This is a genomic window from Paenibacillus sp. TSM33, assembly GCF_056099025.1.
This window is the reverse complement of sequence record NZ_JBLZXB010000003.1, coordinates 188177-208659: the sequence shown is the minus strand read 5'-3', so window position 1 is coordinate 208659 and position 20483 is coordinate 188177. Positions and strand designations below refer to the sequence as shown.

At 47.2% G+C, this 20483-nt stretch carries 16 protein-coding genes; 4 read left to right on the top strand and 12 right to left on the bottom strand.

Annotated features, from left to right (window positions below):
- Nucleotides 1-412: 412 nt before the first annotated feature.
- The 11 genes from ACN6NF_RS01600 to ACN6NF_RS01550 all read right to left on the bottom strand — a co-directional run bounded on the left by ACN6NF_RS01600 (nucleotide 413) and on the right by ACN6NF_RS01550 (nucleotide 12644).
- The gene (locus tag ACN6NF_RS01600; RefSeq protein ID WP_474314539.1) at nucleotides 413-2023 is read right to left on the bottom strand and encodes an FAD-dependent oxidoreductase; all 1611 of its coding nucleotides are present in this window, start codon (nucleotides 2021-2023) and stop codon (nucleotides 413-415) included.
- A gap of 25 nt (nucleotides 2024-2048) precedes the next feature.
- Complete coding sequence (locus ACN6NF_RS01595) at nucleotides 2049-2990, bottom strand: ROK family protein (RefSeq protein ID WP_474314550.1); 942 nt, start codon at nucleotides 2988-2990, stop codon at nucleotides 2049-2051.
- Between the two features lie 116 nt (nucleotides 2991-3106).
- Complete coding sequence (locus tag ACN6NF_RS01590; RefSeq protein WP_013369019.1) at nucleotides 3107-3946, bottom strand: MurR/RpiR family transcriptional regulator; 840 nt, start codon at nucleotides 3944-3946, stop codon at nucleotides 3107-3109.
- A complete protein-coding gene (locus tag ACN6NF_RS01585; protein ID WP_474314536.1) occupies nucleotides 3924-4643 on the bottom strand; it encodes an N-acetylmannosamine-6-phosphate 2-epimerase in 720 nt (239 codons plus the stop codon). Before ACN6NF_RS01585 ends, ACN6NF_RS01590 begins: the two co-directional genes overlap by 23 nt.
- A 5-nt stretch (nucleotides 4644-4648) precedes the next feature.
- The gene (locus ACN6NF_RS01580) at nucleotides 4649-6190 is read right to left on the bottom strand and encodes a DUF4127 family protein (protein ID WP_474314534.1); all 1542 of its coding nucleotides are present in this window, start codon (nucleotides 6188-6190) and stop codon (nucleotides 4649-4651) included.
- A gap of 93 nt (nucleotides 6191-6283) precedes the next feature.
- The gene (locus tag ACN6NF_RS01575) at nucleotides 6284-8110 is read right to left on the bottom strand and encodes a protein O-GlcNAcase (RefSeq protein ID WP_474314531.1); all 1827 of its coding nucleotides are present in this window, start codon (nucleotides 8108-8110) and stop codon (nucleotides 6284-6286) included.
- Between the two features lie 50 nt (nucleotides 8111-8160).
- Entirely contained in the window at nucleotides 8161-9051 is an 891-nt protein-coding gene (locus ACN6NF_RS01570; RefSeq protein ID WP_117290312.1) for a carbohydrate ABC transporter permease, read from the bottom strand.
- Nucleotides 9051-9932 carry a carbohydrate ABC transporter permease gene (locus ACN6NF_RS01565; RefSeq protein ID WP_016820245.1) on the bottom strand — a complete coding sequence of 294 codons (882 nt, stop codon included), beginning with the start codon at nucleotides 9930-9932 and terminating at the stop codon, nucleotides 9051-9053. The genes ACN6NF_RS01570 and ACN6NF_RS01565 overlap by 1 nt, the downstream gene beginning before the upstream one ends.
- 64 nt (nucleotides 9933-9996) lie before the next feature.
- A complete protein-coding gene (locus ACN6NF_RS01560; protein ID WP_474314528.1) occupies nucleotides 9997-11271 on the bottom strand; it encodes an ABC transporter substrate-binding protein in 1275 nt (424 codons plus the stop codon).
- Between the two features lie 185 nt (nucleotides 11272-11456).
- Nucleotides 11457-12020, bottom strand: a complete 564-nt coding sequence (locus tag ACN6NF_RS01555; RefSeq protein ID WP_017425709.1) for a DUF420 domain-containing protein — start codon at nucleotides 12018-12020, stop codon at nucleotides 11457-11459.
- Between the two features lie 291 nt (nucleotides 12021-12311).
- Nucleotides 12312-12644: a GNAT family N-acetyltransferase gene (locus ACN6NF_RS01550; protein WP_474314548.1), complete on the bottom strand. Its 333-nt coding sequence runs from the start codon at nucleotides 12642-12644 to the stop codon at nucleotides 12312-12314.
- Nucleotides 12645-12780: 136 nt separating this feature from the next.
- On the opposite strand from ACN6NF_RS01550, the gene ACN6NF_RS01545 reads away from it, so the two are divergent.
- The 3 genes from ACN6NF_RS01545 (at nucleotide 12781) to ACN6NF_RS01535 (ending at nucleotide 14759) form a co-directional block, all read left to right on the top strand.
- The gene (locus ACN6NF_RS01545; RefSeq protein WP_474314526.1) at nucleotides 12781-13743 is read left to right on the top strand and encodes an ATP-dependent DNA ligase; all 963 of its coding nucleotides are present in this window, start codon (nucleotides 12781-12783) and stop codon (nucleotides 13741-13743) included.
- 110 nt (nucleotides 13744-13853) lie between these two features.
- Entirely contained in the window at nucleotides 13854-14405 is a 552-nt protein-coding gene (locus ACN6NF_RS01540; protein ID WP_474314524.1) for a MarR family winged helix-turn-helix transcriptional regulator, read from the top strand.
- Between the two features lie 249 nt (nucleotides 14406-14654).
- Nucleotides 14655-14759 carry an alpha/beta hydrolase fold domain-containing protein gene (locus ACN6NF_RS01535; RefSeq protein WP_474314546.1) on the top strand — a complete coding sequence of 35 codons (105 nt, stop codon included), beginning with the start codon at nucleotides 14655-14657 and terminating at the stop codon, nucleotides 14757-14759.
- A 61-nt stretch (nucleotides 14760-14820) separates the two neighbouring features.
- Here ACN6NF_RS01535 and ACN6NF_RS01530 read toward each other — a convergent pair whose 3' ends face one another.
- On the bottom strand, nucleotides 14821-15756 hold the full coding sequence (locus ACN6NF_RS01530) for a manganese-dependent inorganic pyrophosphatase (protein ID WP_474314522.1): 936 nt from the start codon (nucleotides 15754-15756) through the stop codon (nucleotides 14821-14823).
- Between the two features lie 362 nt (nucleotides 15757-16118).
- Between ACN6NF_RS01530 and ACN6NF_RS01525 the strand changes: the two genes are divergently transcribed.
- Nucleotides 16119-20411, top strand: coding sequence for a S8 family serine peptidase (locus ACN6NF_RS01525; protein ID WP_474314519.1), 4293 nt, complete (start codon nucleotides 16119-16121; stop codon nucleotides 20409-20411).
- Nucleotides 20412-20483: the final 72 nt, after the last annotated feature.

Here is a 20483-nt window from a genome sequence, read left to right as displayed (position 1 = left end):
CGTTCGTCCTGAGCCAGGATCAAACTCTCCATTAAAGACCAACCGAGGTTGGTTATAGAAAGAGCGATTAGCTCATGTTGAAACTGACGAGATAAAATATCTCTTGTTTGATTTTGCGAACAAAATCGTTTACTCACTCGTTGTTCAGTTTTCAAAGATCAAATTCTTTTTCGCTGCGTTTTCAGCAGCTATAAGATCATATCATGTTCATTTCAAAAATGCAAGGATTATTTTTTTCTTCTTTTCGAAGATCATTTCATCCTGTTTATTCTCTTTTGAAACGGCTGTTTTGTTGTCAGCTCAAATAATATATCATATACCTAAGTAACTTAGCAAGCACTTTTTTTCTTTTTAGATAAATTCACTCATGTTCTGCTCCGTTAAATCAGTGAAGGGGCTAGCTGCCCCTTCACTAGCTGGTGACTCCCTCTGGTTCGAATACCTCTGCTGGCCAGTGCAGCTCCACACCTTGGCGAAGGAGAATATTTTGAAAACGTCCAAGATGTTCTTCTGACCGACTCACTTCAATAGGATATACTCCGTTGGAGACACAGTAAGCCGCCAAGCTTCCCGATGCTTCTCCTATATTCCATTCTGTAGGATGCAGCCGATAACAACCATTAGCTATTTGAGTCATCCCTATATTTTTGCAAGCAGGAAGTAAATTACGTACTCTCACAGGAATAAGTGAGCCCAATGGAATTTCATAAGGATAGTTAGGGATATAAAAAGTTCGCTGAGATACCGTAGTCGGATGAAGATCTAAATGATAGCTGCCCACACCTACACTGTCTGAATACCGTTTGGGTCCCTCCTTACCCCGAAGCTCACGACTTACATCAAACTCCGAAATTGTATACTTGGCCTTAATCCGGCGCGACTCGCGAATATAAGCCGTTTTAGCCAGACCGTCAGAAGTGCCAAGAAAATCACCCCGTGGGCGAATTCCTGGATAGCCGAATCCTCCATCTAAGCGCGGTGCTTCGGTTTGAAGCCAATATATTAATGAACGGGTCAACTCACGCGCTCCTTCGCGATGTTTTGCCTGCTCCTGAGCGGTGACGCCGATCAAGGGTCCTAGGTAATAATCATTTTGCGCCCAGTTTAAAAGAGTAACCTCTCCATCATTTAGCGGTTCGCTCCATATGGAGGGATCTACGATACGGCGATAATCCCATAAGGATACAATACCCTGATCGTTAGGAAACAATGTGAACTGTTTTAGTTTACTGGTATCATCTGCATCTGTAGCAAACCAGCTCAAAATCGGAAAACGGGAAAAGGACGGGATATAATTTCTCCAGAAATCATATTGTTGCGGTCGCTCTATAATGAAGCTTTCCTGGGGAATGTAGTCTACAGCAGCCACATGCGTGATAGATTGCATATCAAGAGGATTGGCGCACTCCAGTGCATGAGGCTCCCCTGTCGCAGCCCGCGACTCCGCTCCACTCGTATGCTCCACACCCGCCATGGGAAGGAGATCGCCACACTCTGTGGCATCCAGATAAAACGTTCCATGCAGCACTCTGAGGCCACTCTTATGATCAGGATTATGCGAGGTACGGACGGTAACAGAAGTAATACAATCTCCATCTGTCTGAGCAGCTATAGGCACGGTGTGATAATATACACGAACGCGTCCCGTATTTAAATAAGGAGCAAGCATATCCTCAAGCACCTGTAGAGCTACCCGTGGTTCATGGGCCAGACGACTTACCCAGCCGTTCCCAGGATTAAGAATCGGATCATTGTAGGCTTCTTCAGTTAACGGATAGTTCTGACGGTAATAGTCGCGTACACGATTGCGGAACTGACGATATGTAGCTGTGCAACCAAACTGTTCGATCCATCGGTGCTCATCTGGGGGAACAGCCTGTGAAGTTAATTGCCCCCCCAGCCAGTCCGTCTCCTCTGTCATGATGACTCTCATACCAGCTTTCGCCGCTGCAAGGGCTGCCGATGTCCCTCCCAGACCTCCGCCAATCACAACAATATCGGCATCAAGCCGTTTTTGCGTCATGGTTCGTTCCCCTTTCAATTTTGTACTAAGATTTCGTCATTTCAAAAGCAAGCCTAGCAGCGCCGATGTATCCAGCGCGATTGCCCAACATTGCCCGACTTACTTCTGTTTGAACTCCCAGTTGGTACAAATGCTTTTCGAGCAAGGGCCACCAGACCTCTCCCGCGTCCGCTACTCCTCCCCCAACAATGATCAACTCAGGATCAAGGGTCACCGAAATATTAGCCAGAAGCACAGCTAAATCTGCTGTGTAATCATCCAGCACCTGAATTGTCCTCAGGTTGCCGTGAGCGGCCTCTGTCACAATCTCGTACCCCGAATGGTACAATTGTCCGGTGTATTCACTGCCTCGACGTAATAGGGCGCTACCTGATACGTATTGCTCTGCACATCCCTTTTTCCCGCAATTGCAGGGGTGACCTCCGGGAAATAAAATACTGTGCCCCCAATCGCCGCCGCTCCAGTGTGCCCCTCTACACAAGAGGCCATTTTCCATATACGCGCCTCCGACCCCTGTTCCCAAGGTGAGCATGACCAAGCGCTGTTTGCCCTTCCCGGCCCCCTGCCACGCTTCTCCAAGTAACGCAGCGTTCGCATCATTATCAGCAACCGCACGTAGAGCCAGCTTTTCTTTAGCCCACTCCACCAAGGATGTACCCTGCCAGCCAGGCAGGTTATCTGTGGCGTACACAACTTCACCGCTCTCCACGTTCACTCTGCCAGCAGTAGCAATACCTAAAGCGCCTATACCTATAGGGGTACTCACACTGGTATCTCCAAAAGAACGCATCAGTCCGAATACAGACTCAGACACACGCGACAATACCCATTCACGCCCACGGGAGGCATCTGTATCCATTCGAATTTCATCAAGTACCGATCCATCCCGCGCCACTATGGCGGCCTTTACGGAAGTTCCTCCAATGTCGATCCCAATGACTTTGTTTAATGCAACTGCCACCACCATATCCTCCTTGTTCCCCCACATACAAGCTTACGAGCTCTTAGCACAAACCTTCTATAGATAGAAAAACACGATGAATTGTCGAGGCATGCCGTATCCCAATCCACAACCGCAGAATTTCAATAACTTCGTTCAATCACCGCTCTCGCTGTTTTTTCCTTCATCTGTTTGGTGTGACTCGTGTGCTTGCGAGCAAGTCCTTCGCAGATGAGATCAATCACGAATAGCTGTGAGATTTTGGCGCCAATTGAACCGCCTTCTATCGGCGCTTCCTTCCCTGCGGTCAGTAAAACAATATCTGCAATGGAGGTAATAGGTGATTTTGCATAATTCGTAATTGCAATAACTGTTGCTCCGTTCTGCTTGGCCTTGTGCAGCATGTCGTTGGTATCCAGTGTACTTCCTGATACACTGATGCCAATAGCGACATCACCAGGACTCATGGACACGGCCATCATCGACTGAATATGTCCGTCTGCCACAGCCTCGGCGCGCCGCCCAATCCGCAAGAAGCGGTTTTTGGCATCCTGGGCGGAAATTCCCGATGCACCTACACCGAAAAATTGAACATAACCCGCTTGATCGAGACACGCTATCGCACGACTAAGCTCCGAACGGTCCAGGAGTCCCATACTGGAATGCAAAATATCGAGCATATTGTGATACACCGTGCGCGTAATATCATGTTCGTTATCTGGGTCGATGTTCTCCTCGCTCATATCGGTTTTGCGATAAGTCTGGTTTTGTGCCAGCGACAGTCGGAAATCCTGATACCCTTTAAAACCAATTTTCCTGCAAAAACGCATAACCGTCGTTTCGCCTGTACCTGCAAAGTCAGCCAGTTCCGTCACGGAGAAATATATGATGTCTGCGGGGCACTCCAGTACGCACAAAGCGACTTTTTGCTCCGATTTCGTTAATGAAGGATAATACGTGTTAATTCGGTCGTTCATCTCCATAGATGCATTTCACTGCCTTCCTTGCGGCATCGGCAAACCGCTGCGTAATCAATTGGGGTCTAGTAATCGCCGAGCCTACAACCACTGCATGTGCACCCAGCCGAAATGCTTCCTCTACTTGTGCCGGATCATGGATTCTGCCTTCTGCAATGACAGGAACAGGAACCAGCTCTGATGCTCTCCGCACCAATTCCAGGTCTGGACCATCTATCTGAGTAGAATATGGCGTATAACCGGATAACGTCGTGGATACGCAGCCTACACCAAGGGAAGCCGCATGAAGCGCCTCCTCCAGTGTCGATATATCCGCCATGGAAGTGACTCCGTGCTCATGAGCGTAATCTATGAGTTGCTTCAACTTGCTCCCCTCTGGGCGCGGTCGTGATGTGGCATCCAGCGCAATGATATCTGCACCTGCCTCCACCAGTTCCTCCATTTCACGGAGGGTAGGCGTAATGTAAATATCAGAATCAGCATAATCCCGTTTAACCAAACCAATGACTGGTAGAGGGATCGCCTGTTTAATCGCACGTACATCCGATGCACCATTGGCGCGAATCGCTACAGCTCCACCCTCCTGAGCAGCACGTGCCATTTTGACCATAAAATCTGCTCCATACAACGGTTCGCCAGGTAGCGCCTGACAGGAAACGATCAGCCCATGCCGAACCTTGGATAATACACCTTCCATTCCCATAGGTATCACTCCCTCCCCTCGGCATAATGCCGCACAGTCAATCCAACTTCAAAGGTACGGTTCCACGGCATGTAGCAATCTGTAATTTCCACGCGACCCTCCGGCCCGTTCACATATTCATCGAGCGCCTGCTCCAGCCGTCCGCGAATGACTGTAGCTACCGATCCTCTAGGTCCATCAAGCATAAACTTGTTAAAACCCATCTGCTCCACAATTCCATTATTCATAGCTGTACGTACCACAGCACAATAACAGGCATCCTCAGCGTAGCGCAGCCCCAGAAAATCCAGGTGTTCCTCCGTAGGACCATAGCGGATATAAAGCATGGACTGGGCAATGACGGTACCGAGCGTATTAGAACTGGTATTCCAGCCTGCATAGCCTGCCAGCTTAAAAAGCAGTCCTTTTTGCTTCAATAGTCTAAGCAGCTTGAGATCGGCACCGTTAGCGTAGGCTACATCAGCAATTGCAACATGTTTATTGGCATCATGCTGCATATGAGCACCGTACTCAACCAGCTCTACCAGATTCCGATGTACATCATATCCGGCCATCGCATGCTGCTGGGATGAGGCCTCTGCCATCGTGTCGCCAGGCGTGTTAGCCAGCAAAATCAAATCAGCCTCCACTGCTGAGGAAGCAATCAGCCCACCTGCCGCTATAATCTGATACTTTAACGTTTCGTAAAAATAACGATCCTCAAAAAGAGGGACTACGAACGCCCCCTGCAAAGCAGACAATCGAGGATACACCAGTGGAACTACATGGTTCATCCGATTCACCCACCGAGCTAGCAACGTACAACCCACTTCGTCTGCCCCCGGGTACATGTAAACTTTCAAATCTAGCCCAAGCTCGGAAATACGACTTCTTAGCCGCTGTTGATCCTTGGCGGTATAGCCGTAGGGAGCCGAATCATCTTGTGGGATGATCATAAAATCAACCACGCCTTCTGCTACCAGTTCCAGCGCTACTTGATTGGCTTCCAAATTCACATGGCGACGCCCTAGATAATCATTCAAAATCTCTATAGGCAAACGCTCATCAATATCCGCTAATTCCAGCAACTCTTCTGCGGTAGCGATCGCTAGCTCCTGACGATGCTCAATGAAACCCTTTCTGAATATCTCACGACCCCAATCAGCATAGTAGTCTGGTTCCTCATCAGCCAAAGAGTATTGCGGACAACGCATAATCAATTGAAATGCATACAGCGTCAGTTGCGGGTATAGTTGCTTTAACCTGCGAAGACGATTAGCCCTATCTCCGACCTGCTCACTCGACATTCCGTGTAGCCGAGAGGGTACGATCCCCCCGTACAGTAGCGTATCCATTGCAATGATCGCTCCATCAGCACTCGCCGCCCGTTCTTCGAGCCATGCCCATAGCCTGGTCGTATCACCAGGGGTTTTCTTTTGTCCCATCCACTCCAATGGAGGGCGCTCCATTTCAAGGTCTGTGCCCTGTGCCAGTAAGTAAGGAAATTGATAATTACAGGGCCGCTCATCCAGCGGCACAAAAAGCAATCGGGTATTTGGCTTCACCATACGCTCCACCTTCCTGAAAATTACCGTTATCCTAACGGCAAATGGTAATTTTCAAGGCAGCTTGCTGCCTTGTTTCTTAACCATCACAAATTCTCACAAGACCAGTCGATATTTGCCTTGTTCATCTTGATCGACATAGCCCCACTGCACGGCAGCACGGATCGCCGGATTACTCCCCAGTCGAGCTTCTGCTTCTAGGCAAGCCGTGATGCTGCGTCGCAGTTCGTTCACAACCTCGTCCGTCAGAGGCGGTGGCTCATGTTCGCCAGTAGCTTCGCTATGCACGAGACTGCCCTGGGACTGCACATTGTTCTGATGTTCGTTGTTGAGCGCAGCTTGGCGCAGTACTTGCCACAGGTTTACGTCCAACTTAGCACGTTCCAGCCAAGGCGCAGCCTGTGCCACGAAGCCTGCCGGCGGATCATCGGCAGATATATTCTGTAAGACGCTCACGACGTGAAGCAGCCGCTCGAAGTATATATCCAGCGCAGGGATATCGCGCATTTGCAAGGCAAGGTCCACGTCCTCATACGTGCTGCTGCCCAGTCGGCTGTTCTTGTTTTGGCGACAGAAAAACATCAGTTCATCTGCATGCTCCCCCGCTAACTCCCGCACAGCCCATTCCCAGGACAGCTCCGGCATATAACGCTCACTGTTCCACATATAGTGGGACATCGTAATAAGCGTCACCTTGGAGCACTCCCATTGGTTCATCGGGTTGGCCACCATGCCGGTATGTCCGCAAGCTGGAAGCCCGGAATACCGTCCGCGCAGCGGATCGAGGAATAACCGATCATGGTCACAATCATTCACCGGGATGTTATCCCATAACCACAGCTCATGCCCATAGAATGCATGGTTATCGGCAGCATGCTGGCGACCAATCTGTGGAGCAAATACAAAGTATCCCGTCCAGAATACCTTAATATCTGGATGCAATCGCTCCCGGAAATCCTTTTTGTATTCGGTATCCCAATAGGACCAATATTCCGATGGACAGACTGTCAGCGTAAATTCAGGCAGCCGCTCAGCCAACCATGTATGAACCTTATTCGTCAAGAAGACATGAGCGTGGCCCGAGCGGCCCAGCAAATGCCGATTTTCTCCTTTAAGGACGTAGTCAATGTCATCCATTAATACAGAAAAATGACGTACGCCTATCGTTATCATGGCTGCCAGCTTTTCCGTCAATTTGAGAAAATCTTCAGCGCTACCAAAGTTCAGGTCATTCCCTGGACTAATACAATAGTGAAAATCAACCTCGTGCCGTTCACAGGCTTCCTTTAATTCGCGGATTTGGGCAAATGTCTCCTCGGGGTACGGTTCCCTCCATAGCTCGCGATGATAGGGATCGTCCTTGGGAGCGTACATAAACGTGTTCATCCGATGCGCAGCCATAAAATGAACGGCATCCAGCCGATCTGCGAAACTCCACGGCTTCCCGTAGAAACCTTCAATGATTCCTCTGACCGGAAAGGAAGGCTCATCCCGAATAGACATCACCGGTAGCGTACATCGTTCCTGTTCTACTTGAAGCAGGAGATGCAGGGCATCCATGCCGTATTTGAGCCCTCTTTTATTGGATGCATGGATTTCAATTCTCCCTTCCTTCTGAATGTCCAAACGATATCCATCGGCAGTAAGCGTTCCGTCATATTCGAGCATCAACTGCACGCTTCCCCTTGTTTCAGTCGGAACACCGGGCCCCGGAGGTGCAATGAGTCGGATCGGTCCCTCGGGGTCAAGCACACCTTCATACTCCTGATTCATTGCGAAGCGAGAGGACAGTTCACAGATCAGGTTCGGTTCAGAGATAACCAGTTTGTCCCCACTGTCATACACATCACGAAAATAATATTGAACCTCCTGTGGTGTTAGCCCTACATCCGAATTAGGTCTCATTCCTTTGGACAGTTCCATCGCAATCGTCTCCTTCCATTTACTGGCTCTCCGTAGCCGTGACCTCTGACTTAGCCTTTTACGGCTCCCGCCAATCCTTCCATATAATAACGCTGCGTGAACAGGAACAATATAATGATCGGCAATACCGAAATCATTGTGCCTGCAGCAATCCAGCCAAAATTATAGGCAAACTGACCATTGAGATACGTAAGTGCAGCTGCCAGCGGGTATAGCTCCGTATCGTTCAGAATAACGATAGGCCACAGGAAGCTGTTCCAGAACGACATGGCCTCCAACAGAGAAATCACAGCAAGCGCCGGCTTGACCAGTGGAAGCACCAGCTGCCACCAAATTCGAAACTCCGAAGCGCCATCCATTTTACCTGAATCACGCACATCGGCGGGGATATGAATAAACGTCTGCCGCATTAGAAAAATGTTGAACACAGAGACTGCCCCGGGCAACACCACACCCATATATGTATTACCTAGATGAAGCCCTTGAATGGTCAGATAATGCACAATAAATGCCGTGTAAGAAGGAATAATCATTGTAGCAATCAGCAGCGTAAACACCACATTTTTACCCTTAAAGCGAAATACAGCCAAGGGATATCCCGTCAAACTGGCCAGTACCACATTGAGCACAACGCCCAACACCGTAATGATGACCGTATTCAGCATATATTTTGGAAAATCCATGAACTGCCACACCTGAACATAGTTGTCGAAATCAATAAAGGTCGGGAAGATCGCAGGCGGCGTTGAAAAAATATTACGGCCTGGCATGAGGGATACACTAAGCAGCCATAGAAACGGTCCCATCAAAAAGAGGGCTAGCAGCACTAAAAGCACATACATTACTGTCATTCTGAGCACTCGACCAAGACTACGCATGATGCGACTGCTTTCTTTTTTAGGAAGAGACGAGCGCAGCATTTTATCATTCTGTAGATTCATCAATAGGGATTGACACCGCCTTTCCTATTGAATCGGAATACGATAATACTGAGTACTGCAATCATTGCACCGACAATCAAGCCAAGTGCCGAAGCGTACCCAAAATTAAACTGCTCCATCCCCTTTTGAAAAATATACAAGCTGGATGTCAACGTGGCCGTTCCCGGTCCACCCTTGGTTAACACATATACCTCATCAAATACGCGAATAGCTGACATGAGCGATATGAGGGTACAAAACAGAACGTATGGCTTCAGCAGCGGAAGTGTAATATGAACAATCAGACGCCATCGACTGGCTCCATCCACCCTAGCGGCTTCGTACAGATCTTGAGGAATGTTTTGTAATCCTGCCAGATAGAGCATCATATAATACCCGAGTCCCTTCCACATCGTGATGAACATCAGTACATACAAGGCTAAATTGCTGTCCGATAACCAGTGTATGTCTTTGCTAATCAAACCGACTTGTATAAGCAAATAGTTCACTACGCTGTTATTGCCCAACAGCCAGCTCCAAATTAAGGCCACAGCTACCATCGAAGTCACAACAGGGATGTAGTAGGTCGTACGAAATATTTTAATTCCGGGGATACGACTGTTCACCAGCACGGCCATCAGGATAGAGAATATTTGAAGAAAGGGAACAATGAGCACGTACAACAATGAGTTCCAAATCGAAATAAGAAAGTTACGGTCCTTAAACGCTGCTTCAAAATTATCCAGGCCGACAAAATGGGTATCTGATATGACAGAGTAGTCCGTCAATGCCAGCGGAATGCTGTAAATAATAGGCCAAAATACAAAGACGGCAAGCAATAACAGTCCCGGCGTCATAAAGGCCCAGGCCGTAAAGGACTCCGACCTCAACCATTTGATCATGCTGCATCACCACCTGATTTTGATAAATAAACAGGGGAGTATTCGCATTACTCCCCTGTCATACCTATTGCTTTAGAATATCGTTCACTTCCTGCTCCAGGGCAGTAAGCGTCTCCTTCGTATCCCTTCCGTTCAATAAAATATTTTGCAAGGCTCGCGCGATCGCACTGTTCACATCCTTGGCATTAGGCACCCCGACCATATAATCTGTCGCCTTATCCAGGCTTTGTGCAGATACTACCTTGGCTTGTGCCTCCAATGATTGGTCAGACTGAGTAAAATACGGGTCTTTAATGGATTCTTTCGTGGAAGGTAGCGTATTGGCCTCTTTAGAAAAAGCCGTTTGACTCTCTGCATTTGTTAAGAAAACAGCAAATTTCACAGCCTCGTCTATATGTGAAGACTTGGTAGGTACGACCAGGTCCATAGAGTTGGAGAGCCGCACATCAGCTTTGCCGGTTGGGACGGGAACAGCAATCGTATTTTTATATACGTCTGGCGCTGCCGTTTTGATAAAATTGATGAACGTTGGGCCTGCCAGCTCAAAGGCAACCTGCTCGCCGGCATAATATTTCACTTGCTGTGAAAAATCAGCATCTTCCTTGAGCACGACACCATCTTCCATCTGTTTTTTTAGATTATCAATCATGGTGACTGCGTCTGGTGTGTTGAATGCGGCTGCTGTCTTCTCTTTATTTAAGATGGGAATACCGTCAACCGCAAAAAGCTTGGATACAAGCTGCTGAGCATAGCCTGCCTTACCGATTTTTCTATTGATTTGGCGGCCCCATTCTGATAATTCCTCCCGTGTTTTGGGCGGATGAGTAGGGTCCAATCCGGCAGCTTTAACTAGCTTTGTATTCATGTAGAGCACTTCCGTGCCGGTATACCAGGGTAGCGCATAAGCTTTACCGTTAATGACCGTCGAATTATAAATACCCTCAAAATAAGCAGCCTTTTCCTCAGGCGACAAGTGTTCGTTCATATCAACAACGGCACCCTTGGAGCCCATTTGGCTAGCAAATTCCGTATTGAGATTCACTACATCCGGGCTGCTGTTGCTAGCAATACTCGTCAATAACTTATTGGTCACTGCGTCATACGGGTAATCCTTCCAATCAATTTTGACATTAGGGTTTTTCTGCTCATAATCGGCAATGACCCGATTAAAATACGGGGTAAATGTAGGTTGTAGCGCAATGGTCCAAAATTGCAGTGTGACTTTCCCTCCGTCTACCTTTTCCGGCTTTGAGCCTCCGCCACCGCAGCCGCTCAGCAGTACAACCAGCGCCAGCATAGATACAAGCAACCGTAACCTGCCTTTCGCTTTCTTTGTCACATGGTGACCCCCTTGTTCTTAGTTGATTAAGGTAAATTATAACAGAAATACCGTTATAGAAGGAACATTTTTTCAATAAAATAAATTTAGAAGGAATAATTTTTCTTTTATTGGATACAAAAAAGACGCCTCTTCAGCAGAGACGCCATGCTTTCCAAAAACAACCCGTAGAGGGTTCACATCTATTAATAATATGGAGCCATGAAAACGTAAACCAAAACCCCAGTCAAGCTCACATATAGCCAAATAGGCATCGTCCAACGGGCAATTTTACGGTGTTTTGCTACCTGCATCGTCCATCCCCATACAACTGTGAACAGCGCCAGCGGTACGATAATCGCAGCTAATATACTATGTGAAATCAACAGCGTAAAGTAAATCGGCCGAAGGATACCCACACCGCCATATTTTGCAGTTTCCGGCGAAATATAATGGAAGGTCAGGTAGGAAAACAAAAACAAAACAGTACTGGCAAAGGCCAGCAGAATAAAGGTTTTATGGACCTTAATGTTTTTCTTGAAAATCGCAACCAATGCAGCCACCAGGAAAATAAATGTGAAGCTGTTAAAAATCGCATTCAACCTTGGGAAAATAGTGAGATCGAAACTAACACTCCCCTGGTATCCGATCGGCGAAAAGAACAGCAGCAAAATAATCACATTGGCTATAATGGAAACGGTGATAATCAAGGCTGTAAAATTACGATTGCTCGTTGGAACGTACTGCTTGTCCTCACTCGCTTTATTCATCATGAGCGTCTCCTTCGTTTAAATTCAGGTTTTCGTTATTTTTGCGGTCATAACCATAATATATTATATAGAACTCATAGATAGCCTGTGAAGTGACAACAGTATGAACAATTTCACAGCCATTCTCCAGGAAATATGCTTCATCGATTTGGGAACCACTCTTACTTCCCAATATCAACGGTAGAATGCATTCATTTTACAAGCTTTATGCACAAAAAAACACCGGGAAGGGATCATCCCCCACTCCGGTGTTGTATTGACTATGCACTAACGCTGTCATGATATCCATATTCACTGCTGCCAGACATCACTGTATTCCTGATGGCGCTTGAACAGAGCCAGCGCATACGAGCAAGCAGGGATCACCTTTTTATGCTGTTCCCTTGCCATAGCAACAACTTTGTCGATAAGCTCCTTGCCAATTTTTTGACCCCGTAACTGCTCAGATACAAATGTATGGTCAATGACCAAAGAGTGGTCATCTACGGATTTATAACCTACTTCTGCAACTACCTGTCCATCATCCACCATGACTACTGCATGGTCCTCCTCGCGAATTTGTCTCATGAGACTAATCCCCTTTCTGACTGAAGAAAATGCCGTAACAACTCCATGCGAACGAATACTGCAATCACTTGATGCCCACGCTAGATATCCTTATCATTCCCCTAATTAGGGGACAGCGAAACATCGCATACATAAAAAAGGAACTATCGTCGACACTATATTTATTCCAATTAAGGTAAGGGGAGGTGCTGTGTTGGGTACGGAAATGAAGCCTGTCATCCCGTTTGAACCAGAACTGAGTGAAAAAGTCCCTATAGATGCAGGCCCTTGGCGTTACGAAATAAAATGGGACGGTACAAGAATTTTAACGTATCACGACCAGGGCAACACACGTCTGTTCAATCGTAAACAGCATGAACGAACGCTCTTGTACCCGGAACTTGCTCGCTTCTCCTCCTACTGTAGGGCAGATTCAGTCATACTAGATGGGGAGATGATCGCACTTGGTGCCGACGGTAAACCATCGTTCCATGAAATTATGCGTCGGGATCTGATTCGCCGGACGGATCGAATCCAGGCAGCCTATGAAGCCGTACCCGCTACTTACATGTTGTTCGACATTGTATATCTAAATGGGGAATGGGTTCATCGCAAACCGTTACAGGAAAGGCTTGAACTGCTGCATCAGATCATCATACCGAATGAACAGATCCAACTGGCTCCTGCTCATCCTGATGGACAAGCTCTATTTCAGGTTATGTGCAGCCAAGGAATGGAAGGTATTGTGTGCAAAAAACTGGATAGCCCATACACAATGGGCGGACAGGATAGACGATGGGTCAAGGTCAAAAATTATGGTGATATCATTGCCGTTATCGGTGGCTATACCCTAAACAAAGGTGTTGTCAACGCTGTATTACTGGGCCAGTATGATAAACAAGGAATGCTGCGTTATATCGGGCACGTGGGTACAGGTAAGCTGACTCGTAGAGATTGGCGTCAGCTTACCGAGCGCCTGATGCCACATACCATATCAGAACGACCATTTATCAATAAACCGGATCGGCATCAAGACGCATTTTGGGTAAAGCCCATGTTTACCGCCAAGATTCAATATAGCGAGTGGCGTTGGCAAGAAGGACGTACCTTGCGTCAGCCCTCCATCCAAGCTTTTGTGGATCAAGGTATTGAACAGTGCATCGGACCCTGGAAGTGACGTTTTACCGATACTTTTAAAAAAAATGCAGAACAAAGTTTGTATAAATCATTGCAACCAGTGGTTAATTAAATTACAGTTAACTAATTAACTACATCGAGGTGGATCGCATGTTCTTTTTTTTGGACTCCGAAATTCGTCAGCTGGCCTATAATCTATTTCCAGGTGGCAATAAACCGATTGGTGTTTTGGTAGATTTATTTTCTATAACATATGAAATAAGAAAAAATATGGAAAAACGTTCGCGTGAATTTGGTCTCTCCTATGGGCAATATATTGCACTTTGTGTACTTTCTGCACAAAGAGATGAAATGTCATCTCCTTCTGCTTTGGCTGAAAAGATGGGTGTCAGCCGAGCAGCCATCAGTTCTATGGTTATTTCTCTTGAGCAAGAAGGATTCATTAATAAATACGACGATCCCAATGACAAGCGGGGAGTGTTTGTTTCCCTGAATGATAAAGGAAGAAGTAAAATTCAGCAGATGGATCCTTTTTTCATAGGACTGGCCTCACGTCTGATGTCAGACTTTACTGAATCAGAACTCTGCCAGTTTCAGAACTATTTGTCACGCGTACGGGATGCTTTTGAAGATGTTAAAGGTTCGCGTCTAACTACCTCCAGCACCCTCAAAGAGGAGAAAGACAAATGGTGCGAAGACTGAGACAAAATTTGTTCGTCAAACTTGCCTGCAGATCGGCTGGCCGAATGGTAACAGCATCCGATTTTAATCCTTTGCATTCTCCCAATGTACACCGGACAGAGAGGATGATCACACCTCTGTAGATGATTCTAGTGTAATTGTATATGAGCCTTCCCTCCGGTCTGCTGATCCACTCCCAGCATTCGTCAATTTTCATGGTAGCGGATTCATAATGGGCAGTGCTGAAATGGATGCCCCTGGTGCCCGGTCATTGCCGAACGAGCGAATTGTGTCGTCGTTAATGTCGATTATTGCTTGGCCCCGGAGCATAAATTCCCTATCCCGCTACAGGAAAGCTATGACGTGAGCTCATAAAAATAAGCCCCTGCTTCCACTGCTTTCATGCAGTCAGATTCAGGAGGCTTATTTTTTATCATTACAAACTGTTAAAAGCTTCAGTCAATACAGGCACAATTTGCGATTTCCGCGATACGACGCCTTTCAGAACAGCCTTGTTGTCATCCAACTGTACATTGTAGGCTTTTTCAACTGCCTGAGCCTGGCTTCCCAGCGCAATACCAATGGAATCACTGTTCACAATGTCTGTTACGACGAAAAAGAACAGATCAAGATTTTTGGCTGCAATGGTTTGGGACAAAGCAGCTTCCAGATCAGCTTGACGGGACAATACGTCGTTTACGTCTACTGCGTTCACTTGTGCAATTTCCACTTTGCGTCCATTCATCTGGAATTCTTTTGCGTCCAAGCTTACTAACTGCTCAATCGTGTGACCACTCAAATCAGCACCTGCTTTAAGCAAGTCAAAACCGTAACGCTCTGCATCCACACCAGCAATTTCAGCCAGTTCGCGAGCAGCGGCTACGTCCTGATCTGTGCAGGTCGGAGACTTGAACAACAGGGAATCAGAAATAATCGCGGACAACATCAGACCTGCGATTTCTTTGGGGATTGCTACACCATTTTCCTTGTAGAGCTTGTTCAGAATGGTAGCTGTGCAACCTACTGGCTCAGCGCGGAAGTACAGCGGCTGGCTTGTTTCAAAGTTAGCGATCCGGTGGTGATCGATGACTTCAGTTACGCGTACCTTGTCAATGTCCGTTGCGCTTTGCTGGCGTTCATTATGATCGACCAGAATGACGCTGTCTGTCTCAGCAGCAACCTGCTCAACCAGACGCGGCGCGCTCACTTTGAAATAATCCAGCGCATACTGCGTTTCCCCGTTAACCTCACCCAGACGAACCGGCTCTACGTCCGCGCCCAGTTTGGTTTTCAAGTCTGCATAAGCAATAGCTGAGCAAATGGTATCCGTATCCGGATTTTTATGCCCGAAAATCAATGTTTTTGCCAACATAATCGACTCCTTCACCTTAAGCATTTTACGTGATTGTGTAACCTCTACAATTCCAATGCAGATTATATCATTAAATCTTGCATTCTCCCATTCCCCTTCGAATGATTTCAAAAATAATCTAGTAAATTCATAACATTTCCATGGAATCTATATGTGAAGTTATCCTTATTTTTTCTAAAAATATAAAAAACATATAGTAATATATCCCACCAATATGGTAAGATATGCCTCAAAACTGGCAAGTTAGTCACCAGTGGTCAATTCTATTATTTTAGATATTAAGGGAGGCGTGAGAACAACGGCAGTGGCTTCAAATCCTAGTATGTAGAGATATCATATTTTGATTGAAAAGAGGGAAATCTTTGAAAAAGCCGATCATTTTGCAAAAAATACCTGTCGTTTCACTCGCTCTTGCCTTGACGGTAAGCTTATCTCTGCCGTCTTTCAGTTCTGCCGCTACTGCAGATTTGCCAATCGACTCATTTTTAAAAGCTCAGGAAGCATTAACTATTGAGTCGGCTCCAGCCTTTATCTCACCTGAGCTGAGCACAGACTCCTCTCGTCAGGTCAGAGTCATCGTACAGCTTGATGGTGAGCCCCTAGCTGTGGACAAATATACGGCACGTTCAAACGCCAAAGCGTTCACTGCTCAAACCGAGCAAAAAACCGAATCTGCAATCGCCACCGAGCAGACAACGTTCGTAGACCAAGCCGCTGAGCACGGCATTTCTCTTCAAGTGAATTACCAGTACAACACGGTGCTTAACGGACTGGAGGTTACGGTGCCAGCGAATAAAATTCCAGAATTGGCTAAACTACCAGGCGTTAAATCCATTCACGAAAACAAAACGTATTATTCTATCCCCGTGCAGGACCCGCCAACACTTACAGCCAATGAAGCCACTTATGACAATGCGCCACTGGACCAAATTGGTGTGCCTGAAGCCTGGGCCAAAGGATTGCATGGCGAGGGAATCAAGGTCGGGGTTATTGATACCGGTATCGATTATGAGCATCCGGATTTGAAAGAAGCCTACAAAGGCGGATATGACTCTTTTGAACAGGACAATGACCCTTACGAGGAACCGTTCCTTGAAAAAGAGAATGATCCATACGGCACAGGTTTTAGCGGAACGACACATGGTACTCATGTCTCCGGTACCATTGCCGGGAAAGCCGCAAATAAATCCTCGGATATTGTACAAAAAGGGATTGCCTATAAATCGGACTTATACGTGTATAAGGTGCTTGGACGCAATACCAAGACCGGTCGTTCCTCCGGTTCCTCGGCTCAGGTCATTGACGGTATTGAACGTGCTGTCAAGGATGGCATGAATGTCATCAACCTGTCGCTAGGCTCAGATTCTGAAAAAGATCCCAACTCCCCAGATGCCATTGCCATCAATAATGCGGTACTTTCCGGGGTAGTCGCCGTCATCGCGAACGGTAACGCTGCACAAGAAGGACCTTATTTTTATTCGATGGGTTCTCCCGCCACATCCCAGCTAGCCATTTCCGTTGGTGCAGCCACTTCACCGAGCAAAAGCTTCTCTGGCACAGCCTCGGTCACACGCGACTCCTATTGGGAGGCTAACGGTGAATTAAAGAAAACCGTAACTGCTGATGCTTATGCACATTACGATTTTAATTTGATGGGCTGGGAGACAGGCAGAGAAGACTTTGCCTCCGTTATGGGAACTGCCCCTTATGAGCTTGTATATGCTAATTTGGGACAACCTGATGATTTTGAAGGAAAAGACGTAGCAGGAAAGATTGTTCTCGTTTCACGGGGCAACTTGGCATTCGTAGATAAAATCACAAATGCGAAAGAAAACGGCGCGAAAGCTGTAATTGTTTTCAATGGAAATACGAAACCTGGCGATATCACCAAGGCTGATTTAGGGGAAAGCATTTCAGGTCGCGATGACTACGTTAATTCCAACTTGGGTGACAGCTTCGACTTTATTCCAACCTTTGACATGAAAGGTAAGGAAGGTCGTGCACTGGCTAAACAAATCGTAGACAATGCTGGAGAGAAGTTCTCCGTTTCCTTTGGAGCAGACTACATTCGCACAGATCATGCAGGTAATACCATGGCCGATTTTAGCTCCCGTGGGCCAAATGGAGATGAACTGCTGAGTATCAAGCCGGACGTGAGCGCACCGGGTGTTGGCATTTTGTCAACGTACCCTGCCTTCGCCAAATTTTATCCGGATGCATCTTATGAGCAAGCTTACAAACGCAGCAACGGAACGAGTATGGCATCTCCGCATGTGGCTGGACTTGCCGTGCTGCTGAAGCAGCAGCATCCGAACTGGACACCGTTTGATATCCGCGCTGCTCTGGCAAACACTTCGGTTACACTCTTTAATGAAGATAAAACCCAATATGATGTGTATTCCCAAGGTGCAGGTCTGGTAAACATTGCGAATGCGATTCAGACTCCAGCCCTGCTGGAAACCGTTGAAAAGATTACGATTCTTGACAAGAACTTTAATCGTCAGGAAGTTGTGAATTACAATCCGTCCGCCAGCTTCGGGGTGTTACGACCGGGTAGTGATGCAAAGCAGATCCAGCTTCAACTCAAAAACCTATCCGCAAACCCTGTGCAGTATGAAGCCAGCTACGTTTTACATGATAATGTCACCTCTGATCCAACTAAGCCTATTGCAACACCTGACGTGAGCAACATTACCGTTCAGTTACAGGGGGTTGGCACGAATGGATCTATCTCGGCAGAACCAGGCAAATCGCAACCGTTCTTCCTGTCTGTACAACCAAGTGCGAATGCAGCTACAGGTGTATATGAAGGAGAGGTTATTCTAAAAAGCGCTGGACAGCCGACACTTCATCTTCCGTTCGTTGTGCATGTCGGCAAAGAAAACCCAACGACAGGCTTCGGCTTGCAGGACCTGAGTTTTACTAACCCGATTATTTATCCAAGTCGTACAGGTGCGGAGCGCACAACAGATTTGACTTTCCGTCTGACCACAGATAAGACCAATCAGATCGCGCTCTATGTATACGGATTAGACGATAAGTTAATCGGTCTGATTGATGGGATTGCCACTACCAAGGAACAAGGAGCTAACGCTCGCCTCAAACAAGGCGCTTATTCCTTTAAGGGGATTAACGGAAGCTACGTCGAATTTGATGACAATGGCAAGCCAATTCTGGATGCTAACGGTCAGCCCGTTATTCAACACTTGAAGGATGGCGTGTACAAGCTGGAAGTCAGCTCTCCAGAACTGAATGAAAAGGGAGAAGTAGAACGCAATAACGATGGTCCTAAACTGTTCACTGCCACGAAATCCATCCGTGTGGATAATAGCGCCGCATCTGGTGGTAGTAGTGGCGGCGGAGGGGGTGGAGGTGGCGGCAGAAGCAATACTACACCTTCTGTTACAACAAAAACATCCACCCCTGTTGCTACATCTGCCCCTTCACTGCAAAGCGTGGTGAAGCAAGGACAAGCTGTAAAAGCTGTGCCTACAGCCGTTACGTTAAACAATAATGTACAGTCACTGACAGTAGCTGATGCAGACCTGCAGGCTGCCGTGACAGCAGCTGGCTCCAGTCCGACAGCTATCGTATTGTCGGCTACTAGCCAAGCAGGCCAAACGACTAAGGCAGCACTCACTTCGTCACAACTGGCAACGCTGGGCAAAGCCGCAGCAGGAAGCAGCCTGATTGTGAGCAATACAGGCTCCTCCCTGGCATTGCCAGTATCTGCTCTTAAAAACGCACCTGAAGGTGCAGGCATTGAAGTGGTCATCAGCAGCCAGGCAGAGGCGAGCGGCACATTTACAAGCAAGCTTAAAGGCACGAATGTGATTGGCCCCCCGGTAGGGTTTGAGGCCAACGTTGTCACTGGTGGCAAGAGTCAACCGCTTAAAGTGGTCCCAGGACAGTTCATTAGCCGATCCTTTACCGTACCTGGTCAAATTGATCCTAATACAGCCGGTGTGCTTTATACAGCAAATGGAAATGTCTATCCCGTTCCGTCCATCTTCACCAAGCAAGCTGATGGAACTACCGTCGTTAAGGTAAGCCGTCCGGGCTTCTCGACGTATGCAGCGGCCACACGTCCTGTTAGCTTTGAAGATATTTCATCGTCGTATGCCCAATCCGATATTCAATCGCTAGCGAATAAGTTGCTAATTAACGGCACAACCGACACGACATTCTCACCGAAGCAAAACGTCACGCGTGCAGAATTTGCAGCCTTGGTCACCCGGGCACTTGGCCTGACACCAGGTACTGCTGCGCCATTCAGTGATATTCCGGCAGGTAGCTGGTATTCCGGGGATGTGGCAGCCGCTTATGAGGCCGGATTGATTACAGGTCGCAACAACGACAAGTTTGATCCGCAAGCAAATATCAGTCGTCAAGAAATTGCTGTTGTGCTGGGCAAAGCAGTAGACTTGCTTCAAATCAAAACAGCAGCCGATGGTCCTGCACGCACACCGTACCATGATACTTCATCCTTTGCAGGCTATGCCAAGGACAGTATTGAAAAAGTAAGTGCGGCAGGTATTATTAACGGAGCAACGATCAAAGGCTCTTCCTACTTCCAGCCGAATGCACCTACAACACGTGAGGCATCTGCCAAGGTGCTGCACCTGCTTTTACAAAAAGCTGCGCTGATTAACTAACAATTAAAAAAGCCCTCCGAGCCGTTATTTAACCAAAGTCGCGGTTCGGGGGGCTATTCTTATGTTAGACCA

Bases quoted from the DNA above. Each gene is read 5' to 3' on its own strand.
- ACN6NF_RS01600 (WP_474314539.1), bottom strand. From the start codon at position 2,023: ATGACGCAAAAACGGCTTGATGCCGATATTGTTGTGATTGGCGGAGGT.
- ACN6NF_RS01595 (WP_474314550.1), bottom strand. From the start codon at position 2,990: ATGGTGGTGGCAGTTGCATTAAACAAAGTCATTGGGATCGACATTGGA.
- ACN6NF_RS01590 (WP_013369019.1), bottom strand. From the start codon at position 3,946: ATGGAGATGAACGACCGAATTAACACGTATTATCCTTCATTAACGAAA.
- ACN6NF_RS01585 (WP_474314536.1), bottom strand. From the start codon at position 4,643: ATGGGAATGGAAGGTGTATTATCCAAGGTTCGGCATGGGCTGATCGTT.
- ACN6NF_RS01580 (WP_474314534.1), bottom strand. From the start codon at position 6,190: ATGGTGAAGCCAAATACCCGATTGCTTTTTGTGCCGCTGGATGAGCGG.
- ACN6NF_RS01575 (WP_474314531.1), bottom strand. From the start codon at position 8,110: ATGGAACTGTCCAAAGGAATGAGACCTAATTCGGATGTAGGGCTAACA.
- ACN6NF_RS01570 (WP_117290312.1), bottom strand. From the start codon at position 9,051: ATGAATCTACAGAATGATAAAATGCTGCGCTCGTCTCTTCCTAAAAAA.
- ACN6NF_RS01565 (WP_016820245.1), bottom strand. From the start codon at position 9,932: ATGATCAAATGGTTGAGGTCGGAGTCCTTTACGGCCTGGGCCTTTATG.
- ACN6NF_RS01555 (WP_017425709.1), bottom strand. From the start codon at position 12,020: ATGAATAAAGCGAGTGAGGACAAGCAGTACGTTCCAACGAGCAATCGT.
- ACN6NF_RS01540 (WP_474314524.1), top strand. From the start codon at position 13,854: ATGTTCTTTTTTTTGGACTCCGAAATTCGTCAGCTGGCCTATAATCTA.
- ACN6NF_RS01530 (WP_474314522.1), bottom strand. From the start codon at position 15,756: ATGTTGGCAAAAACATTGATTTTCGGGCATAAAAATCCGGATACGGAT.